Here is a 21,752-nt window from a genome sequence, read left to right on the forward strand (position 1 = left end):
CGCGCCGCCGCGGCGACGGCGGGCGCCTGGTGGCGGTACGTCAGTGCGAACGGATCATGGTGCCGAACGCCTGCTCGGTCAGGATCTCAAGCAACAGCGAATGTTCGATGCGGCCATCGATGATGTGCACCGAGTTCACGCCGCTCTTGGCGGCGTCCAGCGCCGACGAGATCTTCGGCAGCATGCCGCCCGAGATGGTGCCGTCGGCGAACAGCTCCTCGATCTCGCGCGCGGACAGGTCGGTCAGCAGATTGCCCTTCTTGTCCATCACGCCGGGGATATTGGTCATCATCACCAGCTTTTCGGCCTTCAGGATCTCGGCCATCTTGCCGGCTACCACGTCGGCGTTGATGTTGTAGGCCTGGCCGTCGTCGGAGAAGCCGATCGGCGAGATCACCGGGATGAAGGCATCGTCCTGCAGCGCCTTGACCACCGCCGGATTGATCGCCTCGATGTCGCCGACATAGCCGATGTCGATGAACGCGCCGGGATTCTCGCGGTCCGGCATCTTCAGCCGCTTGGCGCGGATCAGGCCGCCGTCCTTGCCGGTCAGGCCGACCGCCTGGCCGCCGTACTGGTTGATCAGCATCACGATGTCCTGCTGGACCTCGCCGCCGAGCACCCACTCGACCACTTCCATGGTCTCTTCGTCGGTGACGCGCATGCCCTGGATGAAGGTGCCAACCTTGCCGACCTTCTTCAGCGCCTCGTCGATCTGCGGACCGCCGCCGTGCACGACCACCGGATTCATGCCGACCAGCTTCAGCAGGATCACGTCGCGCGCGAAGCCATGCTTGAGCTTCTCTTCGGTCATCGCATTGCCGCCGTACTTGACCACGATGGTCTTGCCATGGAACTTGCGGATATAGGGCAGCGCCTCGGCGAGGATCTCGGCCTTGAGGGCGGGGGCGATGGCGGCCACTGCGGTTGCGGTGGGCCCGGAGGTATCGGAGGTCATGGCAATCCGTGAAAATCGACAGGTATCATGGCAACGCGGCGCATCCGGCGCCCCGCGGCAGGCGCCCGAATTTTACAAGAAACGGGGTGCCACGCTAGCGACAGGGCCGACCGGACCCTGCGCGGGGCGCCAACGGTGCGTCCGGGGGCCCATCGGCCGTTCTTTTCATGCAACAACTACGCCAACGGAAGCCACCGCGATGTCAGCAGAAGGCGCTGCGAAAAGCCCCGACGCGAACACCGGCCCCGCTGCCGTGCTGACCGGCCAGTTGCGGCCGGTCGAGCAGTGCGCGGCCTGCGGCGCGCGCTTCGTCTGCGGCCATGCCGCCGGCCTGCCGCATTGCTGGTGTGCGACGATGCCGCTGCTGCCGGCCCGGCTGATCGTGCCGGGGCAGCACTGCCTGTGTCCGGACTGCCTGCGCGCGCGGCAGGCTCAAGCGGGACAGTGAACACGGACAGGGAGCCGGTCATGGGCTTGGCTTTCCCATCGGTCCCGCCGTTTCAATCCAGCGCCGCGCCCACGCGCGCCGGTCCGCTCCACTGCATCGCCACCACACCCAGCACGATCAGCAGCGCGCCGCCGAGCCGCGGCGCCGTGAGTTCGCGCACCGCGAAGCCGGCCAGGCCGGCATGGTCCATCCACAGCGACGCCAGCATCTGGCCGGCCACCACCGCCGCGATGAAGCCGCTGGCGCCGAGCCGCGGCGCCAGCATCAGCGCGGCGGTCAGATAGAACACGCCGACCGCGCCGCCGATCCACATCCACGCGGGCCCGCCCGCCCAGCCGGCGCCCGGCGGACCGACACGCAGCGCCAGCATCAGCACCACCACGACCGCCAGGCTGACCAGCAACGACACCAGCGTGGCCCACAACGGATGCCCGAGCGCGCGGCCCAGCGCGGCATTGGCGCCCGCCTGCAGCGGGATCATGGCGCCGGCCAGCGCGGCGATCAGCACCGGCACCGCGGCCGCAAGGGCCGGGGCGGCGGGATGGGACGAAGACAACATGCGACCTCCTCGATGCTTGCGAAAACGAGACCGCGCCAGTCTGCCCCTACGCCGGATGGATTTCCAATTCTCGTTTCGAACGTTTAATATTCGCCGCATGAATAATCTGCGCAACGTCGACCTGAACCTGCTGGTCGTGCTCGAGGCCCTGCTGGCCGAGCGTCATATTTCCCGCGCCGCCTTGCGGCTGCATCTGAGCCAGCCGGCGGTCAGCCACGCGCTGGCCCGGCTGCGCCAGCTGCTGGACGACCCCTTGCTGGTGCGCGGCCAGGGCGGGCTGGTGCTGACCGCGCGGGCGCACGAACTGTCCGGTCCGCTGGCCGAGGCGCTGGCACAGGTGCGCATCCTGCTCGGTCCGTCTGGCTTCCAGCCGGCCACGGCCCGGCGCACCTTCCGTCTGGCGATGTCGGACTACGGCGCGATGGTGGTGCTGCCCAATCTGCTGCGCGCCGTCCGCAAGGCCGCTCCGGGCATCGAGCTGGTGGTGACACAGGGCAGCCGCGAAGCGATGTCGGCGCAGGTCGCCGATGGCGAGATCGATCTGGCGCTGGGCGTGTTCGTCTATCAGCCCGAGGGCGTCAGGATGGCGGCGCTGTTCGAGGAGGAGTACGGCTGCGCGGTCGATGCGGCGACGGTGCGCGACCACGGGCGGCTGGACCAGGTTGCCTACCTGGCGCGCTCGCACGTGCTGGTGGCCGCCCACAGCGCAAAGGTCGATCCGATCGATGCAGCGATCGCCAAGCACGGCGGGCGCCGCAAGATCGCCTGCGTGGTCCCGCACTGGAGCGTCGCGCCGGCGCTGATCGCCGGCACCAACCTGGTCCTGACCACGGCGCGCCGCAGCCTGGCGGCGCTGGAAGACGATCCGCGCTTCGCGGTGTTCGAGCCGCCGTTCGCGTTTCCCGGCTTCACCTTCAGCGCGATCTGGCACGAGCGCAACGATGCCGATCCGGGGCATGCGTGGCTGCGCGAACGGCTGCTGGCGGTCGGCGCGGGCCAGGGGCTGGACGAGGCGATCAGCCTGCGCGGTTGATACCCGGCGGTTCGGCCGCGGACCGGCCGGCTTCGCGCCGGTGCGATCCGCTGGCGTTGCGGCGAAGCGTGACGTCAGTGCTTGTGATTGGCCGCGGCGCCGCCGCCGTGAGCCGGCGCCGTCAGCCCGCGCACTTCGGCTTCGACGCGCTGCTCGATCAGCTTGCCGCCCTGTTCGAACTTCAGCGTCACCGGCACCTTGTCGCCGACGTTCAGCGGCGCCTTCAAACCCAGCAGCATCACATGGTAGCCGCCGGGCTTGAGCTCGACGTCTTCCATCTTCGGCAACGGCAGCGCGTCCAGCGCGCGCATCCGCATCACGTTGCCTTCCATCTTCATCTCGTGCACCTCGGCGGTCGCGGCCGCCGGCGTCGAGACGCCGACCAGGCGCGCGTTCTGGTGGGCGTGCAGCGTCATGAAGACGCCGGTGGCGGTCTGCGCCGGCACGGTGCCGCGCGCCCATGCGTTGCGGATGTCGATCTGCGCGGAGGCAGCGGTGGAAAACAGCGCGCAGCATGCAGCGGCGGCGGCGAACAGCTTGGCTTGCATCTCTATCCTTTCTCGGTGCAATTCGTTCAATCGAGGCGGTTTGGCGGAGGCGGGAAGTCCGCGTGAATGGTCGTGCAAACAGTCGTGTGACCGGTCGTGTAAATGGTCGGGTAGATGGTCGGGTAAATGGCCCCGTAACAGCGCGATTAGACCATGAACCGCGGCGGGGTCAGGGCGGGCACGAACAGGCCATGGAGACCCACGCGATGCAATCCGCCAGTCTGGCAGCGCCCCGCCGCGTGACCAATGCGGCATGGTGTCGCACGAGCCGGCCGGTGGCGGCGCCATTGCTACACTCGCGGCATGACGATGACCGCCCACGCCGCCCCACCCGCAGGCGAATCCCTCCGCGCGCAAGGCTTCGGCGCAGACAGCCTGCTGAGCCTGCGCCGCGTGTACTGGCTGCGCTGGGCCATCCTCGGCGGACAGGGGCTGCTGCTGGTCTGGGCCGAGACGCTGGCCGCGCTGCAACTGCCCTATCGCCCGCTGCTGACGATCTTCGTGCTGCAGGCGCTGTTCAATCTGCTGACCGCCTGGCGGCTGCGCCAGCATGCGCGCGCCGGCTCGGTGCCGGGCGATGCCGAGCTGATGGGACAGCTGCTGGTCGACCTGACCGCGCTGTCGGCGATCCTGTTCTTCACCGGCGGCGCCACCAATCCCTTCGTCTCGTTCTATCTGCCGGGACTGGCGCTGGCGGCGGCCATCGTACCGTGGCGCCAGGTGGTCGCGCTGGCGCTGTACGCGCTGGCCTGCTATTCGCTGATGCTGTTCGAATACGTGCCCTTGCACCTGCACAACCCCGACAACGCGGTGGTCTACCACCTGGTCGGCATGTGGCTGAACTTCGTGGCCAGCGCCGTGATGATCGCGCTGTTCGTCGCGCGGCTGTCGGGCGTGCTGCGCGAACGCGAGGCGCAACTGGCCGATGCGCGCGAACGGCTGCTGCGCGAGGCGCGGGTCGAGTCGCTGAACGCGCAGGCGGCGACGGTCGCCCACGAGATCGGCACGCCGCTGTCGACGCTCGCCGTGATCGCTGGCGAGCTGCGCGCCGACGCGGCGGACGCGGCCCGCGGCGGTACCGCGATACGCGACTACCTGCCGGACCTGGATACCGTCGAGCAGCAGTTGGGGCTATGCCGCGGCATCCTGGCGCGATTGCGCGAGGCGAACCGCGCCAGCGCGCTGCAGCCGGTCGGACATTGGCTGCCCGCCTTCGCCGACGGCTGGCAATTGCGCCATCCGCAGGCGCGGGTCGACACCACGATCGCGCCGGATGCCACCGACGTGCCGGTCGAGCCGGCGCGAACCGGACAGATGCTGACGATCCTGCTCGACAACGCGGCCCGCAGCCAGCAGGCCGCCGGACGCGGCGACTTGCCGCTGCGGTTGTCGATCGCGCTCGATCGTCGGAGCGGACCGAGCGAACTGGTGCTGCGCGTGATCGACGATGGCACCGGCATGCCGGCGGCGCTGCGCGCGCGGCTGGGCGAAGCGCCGGTGGCGAGCACGCACGGCGGCCAGGGCATCGGCGCCTATCTGGCGCAGAGCGTGGCGCGCCAGATGGGTGGGCGGCTGCTGTGGCAGGACCGTCCCGAAGGCGGCACCGTGGCCGAGCTGCGGCTGCCGGCGATCAGCGACTCATTGGAGCACGCGGCATGAACTTGACGTCGACCGCTTCCCTTTCCTCTGCCGCTGCCGCGGGCAACGGCGACGCCGGCGCACCCTTCCTGGTGATCGATGACGATCCGGTGTTCTCGGACACGCTCGCACGCGCGCTGTCGCGGCGGGGCTTTGCGGTCGAGATCGCGCACAACCGCCACCAGGCGCTGGCGCTCGCCGAGAAGACCGCGTTCCGCTATGTCACGCTGGACCTGCATCTGGCCGCCGGCCCCGCGGCCGGCGTAACCGCGCCCGCCGACTCCGGGCTGCAGCTGGTGGCGCCACTGCGGGCGATGCTGCCGCGCGCGCGCATCCTGGTGCTGACCGGCTACGCCAGCATCGCCACCGCCGTGGCGGCGGTCAAACAGGGCGCCGACGAATATCTGGCCAAGCCGGCCAATGTCGATTCGATCCTCGCCGCGCTGAAATCCGGCATCTCGGAAGTGGTTGCCGAGGCCGCGCTCGAGGATCCGCTGCCGCTGTCGGTGCCGCGGCTGGAGTGGGAGCATATCCAGCGCGTGCTGGCCGAACACGGCGGCAACATCTCGGCAACAGCGCGGGCGCTGAACATGCATCGGCGCACGCTGCAGCGCAAGCTCGCCAAGCGGCCGGTGTCGCGCTAGCGCGCCGAGCAAACGTAAAAAGGGCCTGCATTCGCAGGCCCTCCTTGATGTATCGCATCACGGCCATCACCGCGCGCCGCTTCACAGCCGCAGTTGCACGTAGTCCCAGCCGAGGTCGTCGCCGCCGTGGGCTGCACGATCGGCCATGTCCGTCGTGCCGGTCGCGCCGGTCATGCCTCCGGTACCCACCCGCAATGCATCGAACGCATGCCGGTTCGAGCGTGCGCCGTACTCGGCGGACTCGCTGACAAACAAGGCATGCGAGACCTTGACCCTGCCGTCGCCCGCCGCGGCATCGATGCGCGTGGCTTCGCTGCTATCCGGCACGGCGCACAGGAACGCCGTGGCCCCGGCCAGCCCCGCCAACACGCCTGCCGACATCAAACCGATATGCTTCATTTTGGACCTCCTGCTTACGGCCATACTGCAGCCCAACGAGGCGCAAGCTTCTCATCGTCGCGGCGGCCGTGCCAGCGTGCTTACCAACGCTTACCTGGCTTACCGGCCGTCAACGGATGTCACGGGCCGATGTCACCAGCGCGTGTCGCGCTCCCACTCGCGCATTTCCTCCTCGGCGCGCTCCTTGGTGTAGCCATAGCGCTCCTGGATCTTGCCGGCCAGCTGATCGCGCTTGCCGTTGATCTGCGTGAGATCGTCATCGGTAAGCTGGCCCCACTTCTCCTTGACCTTGCCCTTGGCCTGCTCCCACTTCCCTTCGATCTGGTCCCAGTTCATGATCCGCTCCTCAATGTCGATTGATGCGTTGGCGACTTTGCTTGCCGCGTCGGGACGGAACCGGCCGCGTCAGCCGCGGCCGGCCCATTGCTGATGCTTGCTGATCGCTTGCTGATGGATTGCTGATGGATCAGCGGTTGTACTTGGCCTTGACGTCGGCTTCGCAGCGGTCCTTGGCGTCGCCCGACATCGCGTCGCACTTCTCCTTGTCCGCCTTGTAGGCCGCGTCGCTGGTGTCCTTGCGAGCCTCGCGGCGCGCCTCGGCCACATCGGTGCGCGTACCGCCGCCGGCAGCCGCGCGGGTCGTCTTGGCCTCGCCCAGCGCCTTCTCATGCGCGGTCTTGGCTTCCTTCACGCAAACGTCCTTGTCGTTGCCCTTCTTGTCGTCGCAGCGTTCCTTCGCGACTTCGTACTCGCGGTCGGCCTTGACCTTCAGGACCTTGGCGCGGGCCGCTTCGGTGCCATCGCGGCGCGCTTCGGCCTCGGCCTTGGCCACGTCGCGATCGCGCTTGGCCTCGGCCTCGCAGACGTCTTCGGCGTTGTCCTTCATGGCGTCACAACGGGTCTTGGCGTTCTTGTAGTCGGCGTCGGCCCGCGAGACGGCGGCGTCATAGTCGGCACGGGCGCCGGACGGCGCGCTCTGCGCCAGCGCAAAGCCGGCCGGTGCGGCAACCATCATCGAACACACTGCAGCAGACAGCCATTTCTTCATCATGTCGCGCTCCTGTCGTTGTCGAACGGTTCGAGTTTGCAAGGGCGACGTTGGCGTCCGCCTTGCTGTCTCGTCGTATATGAAGGTTATGTGCGGTGCGCTTTTGCAAGCAGACGGGGGCTTCCGAAAGGGGAGTAAGACGATTCCCACATGAGAACCACACTTCACTGGCGGGTGTCTCGGGGACCAAAAAAAATGCGCCTTCCCATCGCTGGGAAGGCGCACTTCGGACACAGGCGCCGGGACAATCGCTGCGGCTTACAGCACGTAGCGCGACAGGTCCTCGTTGGCCGACAGATCGCCGAGCCGTTCGTCGACATAGGCGGCGTCGATCGTCACGGTCTCGCCGCTCGAACGAGTGGCGTGGAACGACAGGTCCTCGAGCAGGCGCTCCATCACCGTGTACAGCCGGCGCGCGCCGATGTTCTCGACCTTCTCGTTGACCGAGTGGGCGATCTCGGCCAAGCGGCGGATGCCGTCCGGCGCGAACACCAGCTCGACCTGCTCGGTGGCCAGCAGCGCCTGGTACTGCTTGGTCAGGCTGGCGTCGGTCTGCGTCAGGATCGCCTCGAAGTCGGCCACCGACAGCGATTCGAGCTCGACGCGGATCGGAAAGCGGCCCTGCAGTTCGGGGATCAGGTCGCTCGGCTTGGACAGGTGGAACGCGCCGGACGCGATGAACAGGATATGGTCGGTCCGCACCATGCCGTACTTGGTGCTGACCGTGGTGCCCTCGACCAGCGGCAGCAGGTCGCGCTGCACGCCCTGGCGCGATACCTCGCCGCCGCCCAGTTCGCTGCGGCTGGCGATCTTGTCGATCTCGTCGAGGAACACGATGCCGTTCTGCTCGACATTGGCCAGCGCCTTCTGCTTCAGGTCGTCGTCATTGACGAGCTTGGCCGCTTCCTCGTCGATCAGCTGCTTGAACGCTTCCTTGACCTTCATCTTGCGGCGCAGCTTCTTGCCCTGGCCGAGACCGGCGAACATGCTGCGCAGCTGCTCGGTCATGTCTTCCATGCCCGGCGGGCCCATGATGTCCAGGCTCGGCACCGCGGCCGCCAGTTCGAGCTCGACCTCCTTGTCGTCGAGCTGTCCCTCCCGAAGCTTCTTGCGGAAGACCTGGCGCGTGTTGGAATCCTTTTCCTCGGGCTGGGCGAAGCCGATGTCGCGCGGCGGCGGCAGCAGCACGTCGAGCAGGCGGTCCTCGGCGGCATCCTCGGCCTTGGTGCGCACCTTCTTCATCTCGGATTCGCGCGTCTGCTTGATCGCCATTTCGACCAGGTCGCGCACGATGGTGTCGACGTCGCGGCCGACATAGCCGACCTCGGTGAACTTGGTGGCCTCGATCTTGATGAAGGGCGCATCGGCCAGCTTGGCCAGGCGGCGCGCGATCTCGGTCTTGCCGACGCCGGTCGGGCCGATCATCAGGATGTTCTTCGGCGTAATTTCCTGGCGCAGCGGGTCGGCCACCTGCTGGCGACGCCAGCGGTTGCGCAGTGCCACCGCGACGGCCTTCTTGGCCTTGTTCTGGCCAATGATGTGCTTGTCGAGTTCGGAAACGATTTCCGACGGAGTCATGGTGTGGGACATGGGTCTCGGTATCCGGGTATCCGTTCAATGAGGGCCGGTCAGGGCGCCGCCACGGCGCCCTGCGGCGCGGTGGTGCGCCCGGCGGGCGTCACGTGCGGGAAAGCGTGAGGCGGACGCTCACTCGAGCGTCTCGATAACGAAATTGGTATTGGTGTAGATGCACAGTTCGCCGGCGATGCCCAGCGATTTTTCGACCACGTCCCGGGGCGACAGCTCGGTGTTCTCCATCAGCGCCTTGGCGGCCGACTGCGCATAGGCGCCGCCCGAGCCGATTGCCGCGATGCCGCCTTCGGGATCGAGCACGTCGCCGTTGCCGGTGATCACCAGCGTAGTGTCGCGGTCGGCCGTGATCAGCATCGCCTCGAGCCGGCGCAGCGCGCGGTCGGAACGCCAGTCCTTGGCCAGATCGACCGCGGCGCGCGTCAGGTTGCCCTGGTACTTCTCCAGCTTGGCCTCGAAGCGGTCCAGCAGCGAAAACGCATCGGCGGTGCTGCCGGCGAAGCCCACCAGGACCTTGCCGTTGTAGATGCGGCGCACCTTGCGCGCGGTGCCCTTCATCACGATATTGCCGAGAGTGACCTGGCCGTCACCGCCCAGGGCAACCTGGTTGCCGCGCCGGACGCTGACGATGGTAGTGCCGTGATACTGTTCCATGGTGGCTTCTGAGTTGGGTTCAGGCAGCTACTTGGCGACGGCCTGACGGAATTCAAGAGCGGGCGCAGCCACCGCCGACGCGGCTTGTTCGCCCCATATTCGCCCTCGCGCCGCCCGCGTCTCCCAATATAGACGGGCTGGACGGCCGCACCGGCCCCTGCTCCAGTCATTGCGCCGCCGAAGTCCGCTTTCCACCATGCAAAAACAAAAAGGCCACGCGTCTACGCGTGGCCTCGGGTACCGCTCCGGTCCGCTGCGCCGCGCCGGAAGCAGCGGCGGCGAAGCGGCCAGTGGGTCAGTCGGTCAGTCGGTCAGTGTCGCATCGACTCAGTCGGCATAGACGCCGGCCTTGCGAATCACCGGGGTCCACTTGTTGATTTCGTTGCCGAGGAAGGTCTTCAGCGAATCCGGCGTGGCGCGCTGGGCCGGCACCGCTTCGGCGCCCAGCTCGGCCATCTTGGCGCGGAAGCCCGGGTCGGTCACCGACTTCTGCAGCGCCGCCGACAGCTTCTCGATCACCGGCTGCGGCGTGCCCTTCGGTGCGTACATCGCGTGCCAGATCTTGACCTCGATGTTCGACAGGCCCTGCTCGGCCGCGGTCGGGATGTCCTTGAACGCCTCGACGCGGCGCGGCTGCATCGCGGCATAGGGCTTGAGCGCATTGGCCTTCAGCTGGCCGGCGATATTGGTGGTCTGGTCGCACATCAGGTTGACCTGGCCGCCCAGGATATCGGTCAGCGCCGGCGCGGTGCCCTTGTACGGGACCGTGGTCAGCTCGGTCTGGATCGCGCTCTGGAACAGCAGGCCGCACAGGTGCGAGGCCGAACCGATGCCGGCGTTGGCGAGCGACAGCTTGCTGGCGTTGGCCTTGATGTACGGCAGCAGGTCCTTCAGCGTGTTCGGCGGCAGGTTCTTGTTGCCAACCAGCACCATCGGCACGTCGGCGATTTCGCCGATGTACTCGAAATCCTTCAGCGGATCGAAGCCGAGGTTGCGGTACAGCGCCGGGGCGGTCGACATGCCGATATGGTGGATCAGCACGGTGTGGCCGTCGTTCTTCGACTGGGCCACCTTCTTCGCGCCGATCGTGCCGCCGGCGCCGCCGAGGTTCTCGATCACGATGGTCGCGCCCAGATGCTTGGACATGACCTGCGCCAGCTCGCGCGCCACCTTGTCGGTCGGACCGCCTGCGGCGAACGGCACCACGGCCGAGACCGGCCGGCTGCCCGGATAGTCCTGCGCCTGTACCACGCCAGGCAGAGCCAGTGCGGCGGCCGCGAGGGCGGCGGCCACGGTTTTTGCAACGTGTTTCATTATTTCTCCTGATTTCCCCGACTTCCCGTCGTGCAGACTGCCATGCCGCCCGGCCACCGTGGCGGCGTGGGCCGCCTCACCGGAGGTCGCGGCTTGGAGCCGCCATGCTATCAACGGCGACTTGCCTGAAATATCAGGAAATACCCGGGCAGAAGCGGGCCGCACGTCACTCGCCAATGCGGCCCCCGCTCGATGTCATTGGCGGTCGGGACCTGGTTCGGCCTCCTCCGTCAGCACGCCCTCCAGCCGTTCGAACACGCGCCGCGTCGAGCCGCGCGCCTCGAGCGCGAACAGCAGCACCGAGCGGCCGGTGACCTGGTAGACGTCGCCGGACGAGAACTCCGGCAGTTCCTCGCGCACCGGCATGTTGGTGTCGATCAGGCAGGTCCACTGGTCGCTGCCGGGAATCTGCGGCAACGTGAACTCGACCACGTCGTGATAGGCGTTGAACACCAGCAGCAGCGTCGCGTCCGAAGCCAGACGGCGGATGCCGGTGGCGCGCGCGCGGCCGTCGATGACCAGGCCGAAGCAGCGCATGGAGGCGTCGTCCCAGTGTTCCGGCGTCAGCTCGTCGCCGGCAGCGCTGATCCACTTGACGTCGGCCACGCCCAGTTCCTCGTCGACCTCGCCGGTCAGGAAACGCCCCCGCCGCAGCACCGGCAGCGCGCGCCGCAACGTCGTCAGCTTGCGCACGAAGTCGATCAACGCGCGGCCGCGCTCATCGATCTCCCAGTTGACCCAGCTGATCTCGTTGTCCTGGCAGTAGGCGTTGTTGTTGCCCTGCTGGGTGCGGCCGAACTCGTCGCCGGCCACCATCATCGGCGTGCCCTGCGAGAACAGCAGCGTGGCAAGCAGATTGCGCTTCTGGCGCTCGCGCAGCTCGACGATGTCGGGGTCATCGGTCGGCCCTTCCGCGCCGCAGTTCCACGAGCGGTTGTCGCTGGTGCCGTCGTTGTTGTCCTCGCCGTTGGCATCGTTGTGCTTGTCGTTGTACGAGACCAGATCGTGCAGCGTGAAGCCATCGTGCGCGGTGATGAAGTTGACGCTGGCCCAAGGCCGGCGCCCGCTGTGGTTGAACTTGTCGCCGGAAGCGGTGACGCGCGCCGCCAGTTCCGGCGCGACGCCCTCCTCGCCGCGCCAGAAGTCGCGCACCGTGTCGCGGAACTTGTCGTTCCACTCGGCCCATCCGGCGGGGAAGCCGCCGACCTGATAGCCGCCCGGGCCGCAATCCCACGGCTCGGCGATCAGCTTGACGCTGGACAGGATCGGATCCTGCCGGCAGGCCTTCAGGAAGCCGCTGCCATAGTCGAAGCCGCCGGGCTCGCGCCCGAGGATCGTGGCCAGGTCGAAACGGAAACCGTCGACCTGCATCTCGGTAACCCAGTAGCGCAGGCTGTCCATCACCATCTGCAGCACACGCGGATGCGACAGGTTCAGCGTGTTGCCGGTGCCGGTGTCGTTGATGTAATAGCGCTTCTCGTCCGGCATCAGCCGGTAGTAGGACAGGTTGTCGATGCCGCGGAACGACAGCGTCGCGCCCAGCTCGCTGCCCTCGGCGGTGTGGTTGTAGACCACGTCGAGAATGATCTCGAGCCCGGCCTCGTGAAAGCGGTCGATCATCTGCTTCAGTTCCGCCACCGCGCCCGGCCCGCGCGCGAAGAAGCGCGGATCCGGCGCGAAGAAGCCGATCGTGTTGTAGCCCCAGTAGTTGGTCAGCCCCTTGTCCAGCAGATGGCTGTCGTTCAGGAAGACGTGGATCGGCAGCAGCTCGACCGAGGTCACGCCCAGCGCCTTGATATGGTCGATCACCACGCGCTGTCCCAGCCCCTCGAAGGTGCCGCGCATCGCCTCCGGTACCGCCGGATGGCGTTTGGTATAGCCGCGCACATGAGTCTCGTAGAAGATCGTCCGCTCCCACGGCACGCGCACGCTCAGCGGGTGCTCCCAGGTGAAGGCCTGGTCCACGACCTGGCATTTCGGCATGAACGGCGCGCTGTCGCTGTCGCTGAAGCTCAGGTCGTCCTCGCCCATCCGATAGCCGAACACCGCGGGGTCCCAGCGCAGTTCGCCGACATAGGCCTTGGCATAGGGGTCGAGCAGCAGCTTGTTGGGATTGAAACGATGGCCGTTGGCAGGGTCATAGGGCCCGTGCACGCGGTAGCCATAGACGGCGCCCGGTGCCAGCCCCTGCACGCGGACGTGCCAGACCTCGTCGGTGTACTCGGGCAGCGCGATGCGCTCGACCTCTCGTTCGCCGTTCTGGTCGAACAGGCACAGCTCGACCTTGGTGGCATGGGCGCTGAACAGCGCGAAGTTGACGCCGTCGCCGTCCCAGGTGGCGCCCAGGGGAAACGGCAAGCCTTCGCTGATGGTGTAGTTGGACATGGCGCGCGGCACTCCCGTGTGGAAACGGATGGTGCGGAGCACGGCGCATGCCCGGGCGCCGGCCATGGCGCGCAGGCCGGCGCTTCCCATATTTGCCGGCGGATCTCCGGCAGCGTTGTCAAAACTACAGGGGCCGCCGATCGCCCGTTCTCGCAACTGAATTGCATCTCCGGGGGCACTATGGTTAAATCGCCCCCATGTCTTCGCCCACTCCCAGCCTGCCGGCCGCCGTCGATGCGGCACAGGAGCGCCTCCGGGCGCTGGGTGCGCGCGTCACGCAACCGCGCGTCTGCATCCTGGCGTGCCTGATCGGCAGCGACATCCCGCTGACCCACCAGGCCGTGATCGACCGTCTTCCGGGCGGCGCCGAGGCGATCGACCGCGTCACCGTCTATCGGGTGCTCGACTGGCTGGTCGAGCAGGGGCTGGCGCAAAAGCGCGCCGGCAACGACCGCGTGTTCCGCTTCAGCCTGATCGAGCACGAGGCGGCGCGCGCGGAAGTCCATCGGCGGCACAGCCATTTCCATTGCAGCCGGTGCGACCGCACCTTCTGCCTCGAGGCCGACAGCGCGCCGCCGCGGCAGGCCGCGCCGCGTGTGCCGAGCGGCTTCGCGGTCGAACACGTCGAATTGACCGTCAACGGCATCTGCGCCGAATGTGGCGCGCGCACCGTGGCCGACGCGCCGGCCGCGGGTGCCACTGAAGGTGCCGTTGACGCTTCCCCCAATCCCGGAGAACCAACATGTCCAAACTGATCCCGGTCACGATCCTGACGGGCTTCCTCGGCAGCGGCAAAACCACGCTGCTCAAGCGCATCCTCAACGAACAGCATGGCATGAAGATCGCCGTGATCGAAAACGAGTTCGGCGAGGAGAACATCGACAACGAGATCCTGGTGCAGGACGGCCGCGAACAGATCGTGCAGATGAGCAACGGCTGCATCTGCTGCACGATCCGCGGCGACCTGGTGCAGGCGCTGTCGGACCTGATCGGCCGCCGCGACGCCGGCGAGATCGATTTCGAACGGGTCGTCATCGAGACCACCGGCGTGGCCAACCCCGGCCCGGTGGCGCAGACCTTTTTCATGGACGACGAGATCGCCTCGCGCTATCTGCTCGACGCCGTGGTCACGCTGGTCGACGCCAAGCACGGCAACCAGCAGCTGGACAAGCAGGAGGAGGCGCAGCGCCAGGTCGGCTTCGCCGATGCGATCTTCATCACCAAGGCCGACCTGGTATCGGCCGACGAGCTGGCCGACCTGCGCCATCGCGTGCTGCAGATGAATCCGCGCGCGCCGATCGGCACCGCGCATTTCGGCGAGGCGCCGATCGACTCGATCTTCGACCTGCGCGGCTTCAACCTGAACGCCAAGCTGGAGATCGACCCCGACTTCCTGCGCGCGGAAGAGCACGATCACGACCATGACCACGAGCATGGCGAGCACTGCGGCGCCGACTGCGGCCATGACCATGACCACGAACACCACCACGGTCACGGCCACAACCATCATCACCACCATCACCACACCGACCGCATCGGCTCGTTTGTCTTTCGCAGCGACAAGCCGTTCCACTACGGCAAGCTCGAGGAATTCCTGTCGGGGATCCTGACCGTCTACGGCGAGAAGCTGCTGCGCTACAAGGGCGTGCTCTATATGGAAGGCGTCGACCGCAAGGTGGTGTTCCAGGGCGTGCACCAGCTGATGGGCAGCGACATCGGCGGCAAATGGGAAGACGAAACCCCAGGCACCAAAATGGTGTTCATCGGCGTCGACCTGCCGAAGGACGCGATCCTCAAAGGCCTGGCCAACTGCCTCGCCTGACGATGGCCGGGTGGCCGAGGCCGGCCGCTCGCCTCGGTTGCCAGCGCCGCCAGCGCCCTGCTTGCCGCGATGCGGCCCCCGTACGGGTGAAACACGGGCGCTGCGCACGGATATACGCGGCACGCGCCGCTCGGTGAAACACCGAATATCCGGTCCGGTTTTCCACCGTATCTCCTGGTAATTTGTTCAAGTACAATAAGCCGGATGTGATGCGGGCAGCGCGATGTCGCCGCCGCCCGCGTCGTATGCAGGGCGGCGGTTGTCGTCAGCATCAGACGGCCGTCCTGCGGTGCGGCCGCTGTGCTCGTGCGATGGCCGTCGAACGCGCGGGATCTCGGGCCGCAACGTTTCAGGGCGTTGCCGCTGGGGCAACGACGCCGACCGATGTCGACCGACGCCGAGAAAGGGATCCCATGGTAGCCGCAGCAAAAACCAAAGAAAGCCGCAGCAAGACCGCTGGTGCTGCGGCCGCTACGACAAAGGCGCAGGGACAGCAAGCTGCGCCTACCCCCCGGAACGGCTCGGCGCCGGCCGGTACCGGAGCGGCAAAGGGAGGCACGCGAAGCAGCAAGACTGCAGCCAGCCAGAGTGAAACGGTCGAACCGCGCAAGCGGACCGACACTGCATCCGCGCGGAACACGACGCCGCCGGTCGCATCAACAAGAGAATCAGCAGCAACCATGAGCAGCAATAAACTTCTGACTGAAGCTGAAATCCTGAAGATGGACGACAAGGACTACATGAACGAGGCCCAACTGGCCTTTTTCAAGAACCGCCTTGAACAGCTGCGCGACGAAATCCTGAAGAACGCCGACCAGACCACCGAGCATCTGCGCGAAACGGTCATCGTGCCGGATCCGGCGGACCGCGCCACGATCGAAGAAGAACATGCCCTGGAGCTGCGCACGCGCGACCGCGAGCGCAAGCTGCTGAAGAAGGTCGAACAGTCGCTGGCCCGCATCGAGTCCGGCGACTACGGCTGGTGCGAGGAAACCGGCGAGCCGATCGGCGTGCCGCGTCTGCTGGCCCGCCCGACCGCGACGCTGTCGCTGGAAGCCCAGCAACGCCGCGAACTGCGTCAGAAACTGTTCGGCGATTGAGGGCTGCGCGCCTTCATCCGCACTGCCAACGGCCCGGAACTCCGGGCCGTTTTGCTTTTTTATGCGGCGCACCACGACGGCGTCGCCGCGCGGCTACAGCAAGGGTGCCGCGACCGCGCATTTCTGCTACAGTCGCAACCTTGTTGCAATAAGCTGGGCATTTCGCGCTGCGCACCGCGGCGCGGCCCTCGCCCTCCATCCTCCAGATCGCCATGGCCGACCGTCTTCCCGTCACCGTATTGGCCGGCTTCCTCGGCGCCGGCAAGACCACGCTGCTGCAGCACGTGCTGGCCAACCGCGAAGGCAAGCGCGTGGCGGTCATCGTCAACGACCTGGCCGACGTCAACATCGATGCGCGCCTGGTCGGCGAAGGCGTGCTGGCGCAGGCCGGCGAGCGGCTGGTCGAGCTGTCCAACGGCTGCATCTGCTGCACGCTGCGCGAGGACCTGCTGGTCGAGATCGCCGCGCTGGCACGCGAGGGGCGCTTCGACTATCTGCTGGTCGAATCGACCGGCGTGGCAGAACCGCTGCCCATCGCCGAAACATTCACGTTCGAAGACGAACACGGCCGCGCGCTGGACAGCCTGGCCCGGCTCGACACCATCGTCACCGTGGTCGACGCCGCGCATTTCACGCAGGACTTCGACGAGGCCGACTATCTGCGCAACCGCGGCCAGGCGCGCGACGACGAGGACGACCGCACCGTGGTCGATCTGCTGATCGAACAGGTCGAGTTCTGCGACGTGATCGTGCTGAACAAGATCGATCTGGTCGACGACGCCGAACGCGAACGGCTGATGGCGCTGCTGCACGCGCTGAACCCGCGCGCCGAGATCGTGCCCGCGCGCTTCGGCCAGGTGCCGCTCGACAAGGTGCTCGACACCGGGCGCTTCGACTTCGAGGCGGCCGCGGCCGCGCCGGGCTGGCAGGCCGAGCTGCGCGGCGAGCATGTGCCGGAGAGCGACGCCTACGGCATCGGCAGCTTCGTTTACCGGCGTCGGCGCCCGTTCCATCCGCGCCGCTTCGCCGACCTGATCCACACCGAATGGCTGCGCGAGCACGGCAAGGTGCTGCGCTCCAAGGGCTTCTTCTGGCTGGCCAGCCGCATGGACGTGGCCGGCAGCTGGAGCCAGGCCGGCGGCGTGTGCCGCCACGGCGGTGCCGGTGCCTGGTGGGCGTCGATCGATCCGGCCGACTGGCCGCAGGACGGCGAGACGCTGGCCGCGATCCGCGCCGACTCGCAGGTCGACGGTGCGCCGGCGCCGTTCGGCGACCGGCGCCAGGAGCTGGTGCTGATCGGGCAGAACATGGACCGCGCCGCGCTGGAGGCGGCGCTCGACGCCTGCCTGCTGAGCGACGCCGAGATGGCCGCCGGTCCCGAGGCCTGGATTGCCTACGACGATCCATTCCCCAGTTGGGAAGACGCCTTCGACAACGAGGGCGACCACGACCATCGCGACCACGATCACGATCATCACGATCACGACGGGGCCCCGTGCGACTGCGGGCACCATGGCGGACATGCGCACTGAGTTGCTGCGCGCGCTGCGGCGCCGGGGCACGGATCGCCTGAGCGGCGCGCTGTGGGCAGCGTGGCTGGTGCTGTGCCTGCTGCTGGCGCAGCACGCCGGCCTGGTTCACCGCATCCAGCACGGCGGCTCGCCGGCCGTGCCAATGTCTGCCAATCCGGCTACGCCGAACCTGGTCGGCACTTCGCTCGCCTCCGCCGGTAGCGATACCCGTATCGACAGCCATGCACCGGACAGCGCGCGCGCGCCGATCCATTCGTGCGTGCTGTTCGACGCCGCCACGCAGGCGCTCGGTGCCTGCGGTACGCCGCCGATACCGCTGCTGTCGCATGGCAAGCCGCTGGTGCCGCCCGGCATCACCTGGCGCTGGCCCCACCTGCCGCCGCAGCGCAGCTTCCTGACGCGCGCCCCACCTTCTTCGCTCGCCTTCGCCTGAGCGCGGCCGCTCTTGCGGCCGCTTGTTGACGACCCGGCGATCCCGACGTTCGACCACGCTGACCGGCATTCCCCCTGCGACGGCCCGGCACTGCCACGCCATCGCCGCGGGCCTTGCCTTGCCGCGCCTTGCCGCACCAATCCGCAGCGAGTCACCGAGCGCGACCGATCGCCACGATGTTCTTCGCATCGCGAGCCATGAATCCGACCCTGCAACGCACCACCGCACGCCGCTCCGCCGACGCTTCGGCCAGCCCGGCACAACACCTGACACAACGATCGCTTCGGCCCGGCGCCCGCCTGACTCCGCTGGCCGCCGTCGCGCTGTGCCTCGCCGCGCCGGCCGCCTGGGGCCAGGCCATCGCGGCCGCCCCGGCCGCCGCCCCCACCCTCGGCGAAGTCGTGGTCACCGCCAATCCGCTCGGCAGCGACCTGAACTCGCTGGTGCCCGCCGTCTCCACGCTGCAGGGCGACAACCTGGCCGTGCGCCAGAACAGCACGCTCGGCGAAACGCTGAACAGCCTGCCCGGCGTGTCCTCGACCTACTTCGGGCCGAACTCGAGCCGGCCGGTGATTCGCGGGCTCGATGGCGACCGCATCAAGGTGCTGCAGAACGGCGGCAGCAGCATCGATGCCGCCACGCTGTCCTACGACCACGCGGTGCCGCTCGACCCGCTGGTGGCCGAGCGCATCGAGGTCGTGCGCGGCCCCGCGGCGCTGATGTATGGCGGCAACGCGATCGGCGGCGTGGTCAACGTGATCGACAACCGCATTCCCAAGGCGCCGATCGAAGGCGTGACCGGCGCCACCGACCTGAGCGCGACGATCGACGGCGACGCGGCCCGCAACGCCAGCGGCCTGATTGAGGCCGGCAACGGCAAGTTCGCCATCCATGCCGACGCATTCGCCCGCAAGACCAGCGACCTGCGCATCCCCGGCTACGCCCGCAGCGAGCGGTTGCGCAACAGCCAGCCGCTGGAGGAAGGCGAGAGCGAGGTCCGCAACCGCCTGCCCAACACCAACGCCGAGCAGCACGGCGGCGCGCTGGGCGGCTCCTACACCTGGGCCGACGGCTTCGTCGGCGCCAGCTACAGCGCCTATCGCAACGACTACGGCACGCCCGCCGAAGACGAGGTGCGGCTGAACATGAAGCAGGACCGCTTCGCGCTGGAAGGCGAAGCGCGCAACCTGTCGGGGACCACCGGCGGCTGGTTCGAATCGGTCAAGGGCAAGTTCGGCTATACCGACTACGAGCACAAGGAAATCGAAGGCGGCGAAACCGGCACGGTGTTCAAGAACAAGGGTTGGGACGCCCGCATCGAGGCGCAGCACGGCAATATCGGCCGCATGCGCGGCGTGATCGGCGCGCAGTTCGGCGCGACCCGCTTCTCCGCGCTGGGCGAGGAGGCCTTCGTGCCCAGCAGCGATACCGACAACGCCGCGCTGTTCGTGTTCGAGGAAATGCCGCTGGATTCGGCCGGCAACCTGAAGCTGAACCTGGGCGGGCGCATCGACCATACCAGCATCAAGGCCACCGCCGGCGGCAACGAACGCTTTGCCGATGCAAAACGCAGCTTCAACGCGGGCAGCGCCTCGGCCGGCCTGCTTTACAAGCTGAGTCCGGCCTGGTCGCTGACCTCCAACGTCGCCTACACCGAGCGCGCGCCGACGTTCTACGAGCTGTACGCCAACGGCCCGCACGTTGCCACCGGTGCCTGGGAGCAGGGCGATCCGAACGCCAACAAGGAACGCGCAACTTCGGTCGATCTGGGCCTGCGCTTCAAGCAGGGCGATCACAGCGCCGGCGTGTCCGGCTTCTACAGCCGCTTCTCGAACTATCTGGCGCTGTCCGCGACCGGCAACGCGCGCAACGAGGAAGGCGAGCTGGTGGCCCCCGGCAGCGCGGACGCCCTGCCCGAACTGCGCTATCTCGGCATTCCGGCGACGCTGTACGGCTTCGAGGCCGAGGGCAAGACCCGGCTGGCCCGCAAGCTGCTGACCGGCAGCGATACGCTGGACTTCGAGGCGCGGGCGGACTACGTGCGCGGCGAGAACCGCGAGACCGGCGAGCCGCTGCCGCGGCTGGCGCCACTGCGTCTTGGTGGCGCGCTCGTCTACGGCGCGGGCCCCTTCGGCGCGCGCCTGGACCTGACCTGGGCCGCGAAGCAGACCCGGGTGCCCGTCAACGACACGCCGACCGACGCCTACACGATGCTGGGCGTCGCGCTGACCTACAAGATCAAGAGCGGGCGCACGCAAACCCTGCTCTACCTGCGCGGCGACAACCTGACCAACGAGGAGGCGCGCAATTCCACCTCGATCCTGCGCGACATCGCGCCGATGGCCGGCCGCAGCGTGCGCGTGGGCCTGCGCACGACGTTCTAGCGCAGCGCTGGCCAGCGGCGCGAAGGATGCGCCGCCGGCCGTCCCGGCTGCATGGCGTCGGCCCCTGTTCCGGCGCCGTGCTTCATGCGCGGTCGAACCTGCAGATCAGCCTCGCTACCGCATCCTCCATCATCACTGCCACCTGCGGCATCACGAGGGATTGCGGCTCGAGACGATCGTCGGGCGGCAAACGCTGCAGCGCTTCCAGCCATCGCGCGCCGGCTGCCACGAAATCGTCGTCCTTCCGTGACGCCGCGCTCGGCGTCGAAGAGACGACGCTGTGGAACCAGTCCGTGGTCGCGCACAGCAGCGACACCTGATACTCGGGCGGGATCTGCATGATGGCGCGCCATACCGCGCGCCTGGGCGCCCAGCCATATTCGCCGCCGCTCGCTTGGTGCCACATCGTGGCCACAGCGTTGCGCCGCGTATCGGCCTCGGCCCACTGGCGCAGCACGTCGACGCGAAACGCCGGCGGCAAGGACGCCGCGACGGACAGGATCCAATCGGTACTCGCGTTGATACTGGACAGGCCCTCGTACTGCTCGGTCGGCCCTTGCCCGAGGTCGAGCAGCACCGTCTGCCGAACCTCGATCGGCAAACGCCTGACCGACCGGGTCAGGACATCGACGAAGTTGCGCAGAACCATCGCGTCGGCACTGTGGATGTGATCGCGGCCTTGTTCCGACTGCCACTGCACCACGATGGCAAGACGCGCAAACTCCAACGCCAGTGCCGGTTGCGCGGCCATTTCCATCTCGCCGCTCCAGGACGGCAAATCGGCGGCGAGCGCGACCATCTTCGCGGAAAACGGCTCGGACGTGTCGCATAGCCGCTGCATCGCCTGCGCGAGCACCGCGCGGCCATCGTCGGCCAATGGCATGGCCGCCATCAAGGCGTCCAGGAAGCTTTGCATCTCGGTGGGGGGCGGCTCGCCCGGAGCCGCCTCGAGCCGTTGTGCGAGCGATGCCGCACGCTCCAGCGGCGCCGCGGCATCCGATGTTTTCCGCTGCGTGTCCGTGAATGCCCGTTGCCGTGGCATCGAACGCGCGCCCGGCGGCGCGGTGTCGAACAATCGATTCAGCCAGTCACGTCGGGAACGCGTTGTGCCTTCGGTGGCGCACCGCTCCATCAGCTCGTCGCACAGTGCTTCCCACTGCCCGATCGCCTCGGTCTGTCGACTACCGGCGCGACGTTTCATCGCGGTGCAGCAGGCACCCCTGCGGGGCGCCAGCGGGCTAACGGCGCCCCGGCCTGCCTGCC

The 21,752-nt window shown here is 67.8% G+C and carries 21 protein-coding genes; 10 read left to right on the forward strand and 11 right to left on the reverse strand.

The features are described 5' to 3' along the window. Window positions 1-40: 40 nt before the first annotated feature. The gene (argB, locus tag LRR16_RS12745; protein ID WP_006579752.1) at window positions 41-958 is read right to left on the reverse strand and encodes an acetylglutamate kinase; all 918 of its coding nucleotides are present in this window, start codon (window positions 956-958) and stop codon (window positions 41-43) included. Window positions 959-1,157: 199 nt separating this feature from the next. Here argB and LRR16_RS12750 point away from each other — a divergent pair, with 199 nt between their 5' ends. Further along, the gene (locus LRR16_RS12750) at window positions 1,158-1,406 is read left to right on the forward strand and encodes a cysteine-rich CWC family protein (RefSeq protein WP_232206160.1); all 249 of its coding nucleotides are present in this window, start codon (window positions 1,158-1,160) and stop codon (window positions 1,404-1,406) included. A 52-nt stretch (window positions 1,407-1,458) separates the two neighbouring features. On the opposite strand, the gene LRR16_RS12755 is transcribed toward LRR16_RS12750, so the two are convergent. Next, a complete protein-coding gene (locus tag LRR16_RS12755) occupies window positions 1,459-1,965 on the reverse strand; it encodes a DMT family transporter (protein ID WP_023264985.1) in 507 nt (168 codons plus the stop codon). Window positions 1,966-2,062: 97 nt separating this feature from the next. Between LRR16_RS12755 and LRR16_RS12760 the strand changes: the two genes are divergently transcribed. Further along, a complete protein-coding gene (locus tag LRR16_RS12760) occupies window positions 2,063-2,998 on the forward strand; it encodes a LysR family transcriptional regulator (RefSeq protein WP_006576296.1) in 936 nt (311 codons plus the stop codon). Window positions 2,999-3,072: 74 nt separating this feature from the next. Here LRR16_RS12760 and LRR16_RS12765 read toward each other — a convergent pair whose 3' ends face one another. Continuing rightward, window positions 3,073-3,546: a copper chaperone PCu(A)C gene (locus LRR16_RS12765; protein ID WP_006576297.1), complete on the reverse strand. Its 474-nt coding sequence runs from the start codon at window positions 3,544-3,546 to the stop codon at window positions 3,073-3,075. Between the two features lie 303 nt (window positions 3,547-3,849). Here LRR16_RS12765 and LRR16_RS12770 point away from each other — a divergent pair, with 303 nt between their 5' ends. Further along, on the forward strand, window positions 3,850-5,205 hold the full coding sequence (locus LRR16_RS12770) for an ATP-binding protein (protein ID WP_232206161.1): 1,356 nt from the start codon (window positions 3,850-3,852) through the stop codon (window positions 5,203-5,205). Next, window positions 5,202-5,828 (forward strand): response regulator transcription factor, encoded by a 627-nt coding sequence (locus LRR16_RS12775; RefSeq protein WP_231906337.1) that lies wholly within the window; start codon window positions 5,202-5,204, stop codon window positions 5,826-5,828. The genes LRR16_RS12770 and LRR16_RS12775 overlap by 4 nt, the downstream gene beginning before the upstream one ends. A gap of 81 nt (window positions 5,829-5,909) precedes the next feature. Here LRR16_RS12775 and LRR16_RS12780 read toward each other — a convergent pair whose 3' ends face one another. From LRR16_RS12780 to glgX, 7 genes are all read right to left on the reverse strand, one after another. After that, window positions 5,910-6,227, reverse strand: coding sequence for a hypothetical protein (locus LRR16_RS12780; protein ID WP_232206162.1), 318 nt, complete (start codon window positions 6,225-6,227; stop codon window positions 5,910-5,912). A 132-nt stretch (window positions 6,228-6,359) separates the two neighbouring features. Then, on the reverse strand, window positions 6,360-6,563 hold the full coding sequence (locus LRR16_RS12785) for a CsbD family protein (protein WP_023264984.1): 204 nt from the start codon (window positions 6,561-6,563) through the stop codon (window positions 6,360-6,362). A gap of 130 nt (window positions 6,564-6,693) precedes the next feature. Continuing rightward, window positions 6,694-7,278 (reverse strand): hypothetical protein, encoded by a 585-nt coding sequence (locus tag LRR16_RS12790; protein ID WP_006576302.1) that lies wholly within the window; start codon window positions 7,276-7,278, stop codon window positions 6,694-6,696. A 255-nt stretch (window positions 7,279-7,533) separates the two neighbouring features. Continuing rightward, window positions 7,534-8,865: an ATP-dependent protease ATPase subunit HslU gene (gene hslU, locus LRR16_RS12795; protein WP_232206163.1), complete on the reverse strand. Its 1,332-nt coding sequence runs from the start codon at window positions 8,863-8,865 to the stop codon at window positions 7,534-7,536. Window positions 8,866-8,982: 117 nt separating this feature from the next. Then, on the reverse strand, window positions 8,983-9,519 hold the full coding sequence (gene hslV, locus LRR16_RS12800; protein WP_023264983.1) for an ATP-dependent protease subunit HslV: 537 nt from the start codon (window positions 9,517-9,519) through the stop codon (window positions 8,983-8,985). A gap of 327 nt (window positions 9,520-9,846) precedes the next feature. After that, a complete protein-coding gene (locus LRR16_RS12805; protein ID WP_064574951.1) occupies window positions 9,847-10,833 on the reverse strand; it encodes a tripartite tricarboxylate transporter substrate-binding protein in 987 nt (328 codons plus the stop codon). A 195-nt stretch (window positions 10,834-11,028) separates the two neighbouring features. After that, complete coding sequence (glgX, locus tag LRR16_RS12810) at window positions 11,029-13,218, reverse strand: glycogen debranching protein GlgX (RefSeq protein ID WP_232206164.1); 2,190 nt, start codon at window positions 13,216-13,218, stop codon at window positions 11,029-11,031. Between the two features lie 197 nt (window positions 13,219-13,415). On the opposite strand from glgX, the gene LRR16_RS12815 reads away from it, so the two are divergent. The 6 genes from LRR16_RS12815 (at window position 13,416) to LRR16_RS12840 (ending at window position 20,489) form a co-directional block, all read left to right on the forward strand. Next, complete coding sequence (locus LRR16_RS12815) at window positions 13,416-13,973, forward strand: Fur family transcriptional regulator (RefSeq protein WP_006576305.1); 558 nt, start codon at window positions 13,416-13,418, stop codon at window positions 13,971-13,973. After that, window positions 13,961-15,040, forward strand: a complete 1,080-nt coding sequence (locus LRR16_RS12820; RefSeq protein ID WP_232206165.1) for a GTP-binding protein — start codon at window positions 13,961-13,963, stop codon at window positions 15,038-15,040. Before LRR16_RS12815 ends, LRR16_RS12820 begins: the two co-directional genes overlap by 13 nt. 413 nt (window positions 15,041-15,453) lie before the next feature. Further along, a complete protein-coding gene (gene dksA / locus LRR16_RS12825) occupies window positions 15,454-16,140 on the forward strand; it encodes an RNA polymerase-binding protein DksA (protein ID WP_023264981.1) in 687 nt (228 codons plus the stop codon). Window positions 16,141-16,352: 212 nt separating this feature from the next. Continuing rightward, the gene (zigA, locus tag LRR16_RS12830) at window positions 16,353-17,672 is read left to right on the forward strand and encodes a zinc metallochaperone GTPase ZigA (RefSeq protein ID WP_232206166.1); all 1,320 of its coding nucleotides are present in this window, start codon (window positions 16,353-16,355) and stop codon (window positions 17,670-17,672) included. Next, window positions 17,662-18,105: a hypothetical protein gene (locus tag LRR16_RS12835; RefSeq protein WP_232206167.1), complete on the forward strand. Its 444-nt coding sequence runs from the start codon at window positions 17,662-17,664 to the stop codon at window positions 18,103-18,105. Before zigA ends, LRR16_RS12835 begins: the two co-directional genes overlap by 11 nt. Window positions 18,106-18,302: 197 nt before the next feature. Continuing rightward, the gene (locus tag LRR16_RS12840; protein WP_232206168.1) at window positions 18,303-20,489 is read left to right on the forward strand and encodes a TonB-dependent receptor; all 2,187 of its coding nucleotides are present in this window, start codon (window positions 18,303-18,305) and stop codon (window positions 20,487-20,489) included. Between the two features lie 82 nt (window positions 20,490-20,571). Here LRR16_RS12840 and LRR16_RS12845 read toward each other — a convergent pair whose 3' ends face one another. Beyond that, window positions 20,572-21,690 (reverse strand): hypothetical protein, encoded by a 1,119-nt coding sequence (locus LRR16_RS12845; RefSeq protein ID WP_232206169.1) that lies wholly within the window; start codon window positions 21,688-21,690, stop codon window positions 20,572-20,574. Window positions 21,691-21,752: the final 62 nt, after the last annotated feature.

This window comes from Cupriavidus sp. UGS-1, assembly GCF_021213615.1.
Lineage (GTDB): Bacteria > Pseudomonadota > Gammaproteobacteria > Burkholderiales > Burkholderiaceae > Cupriavidus.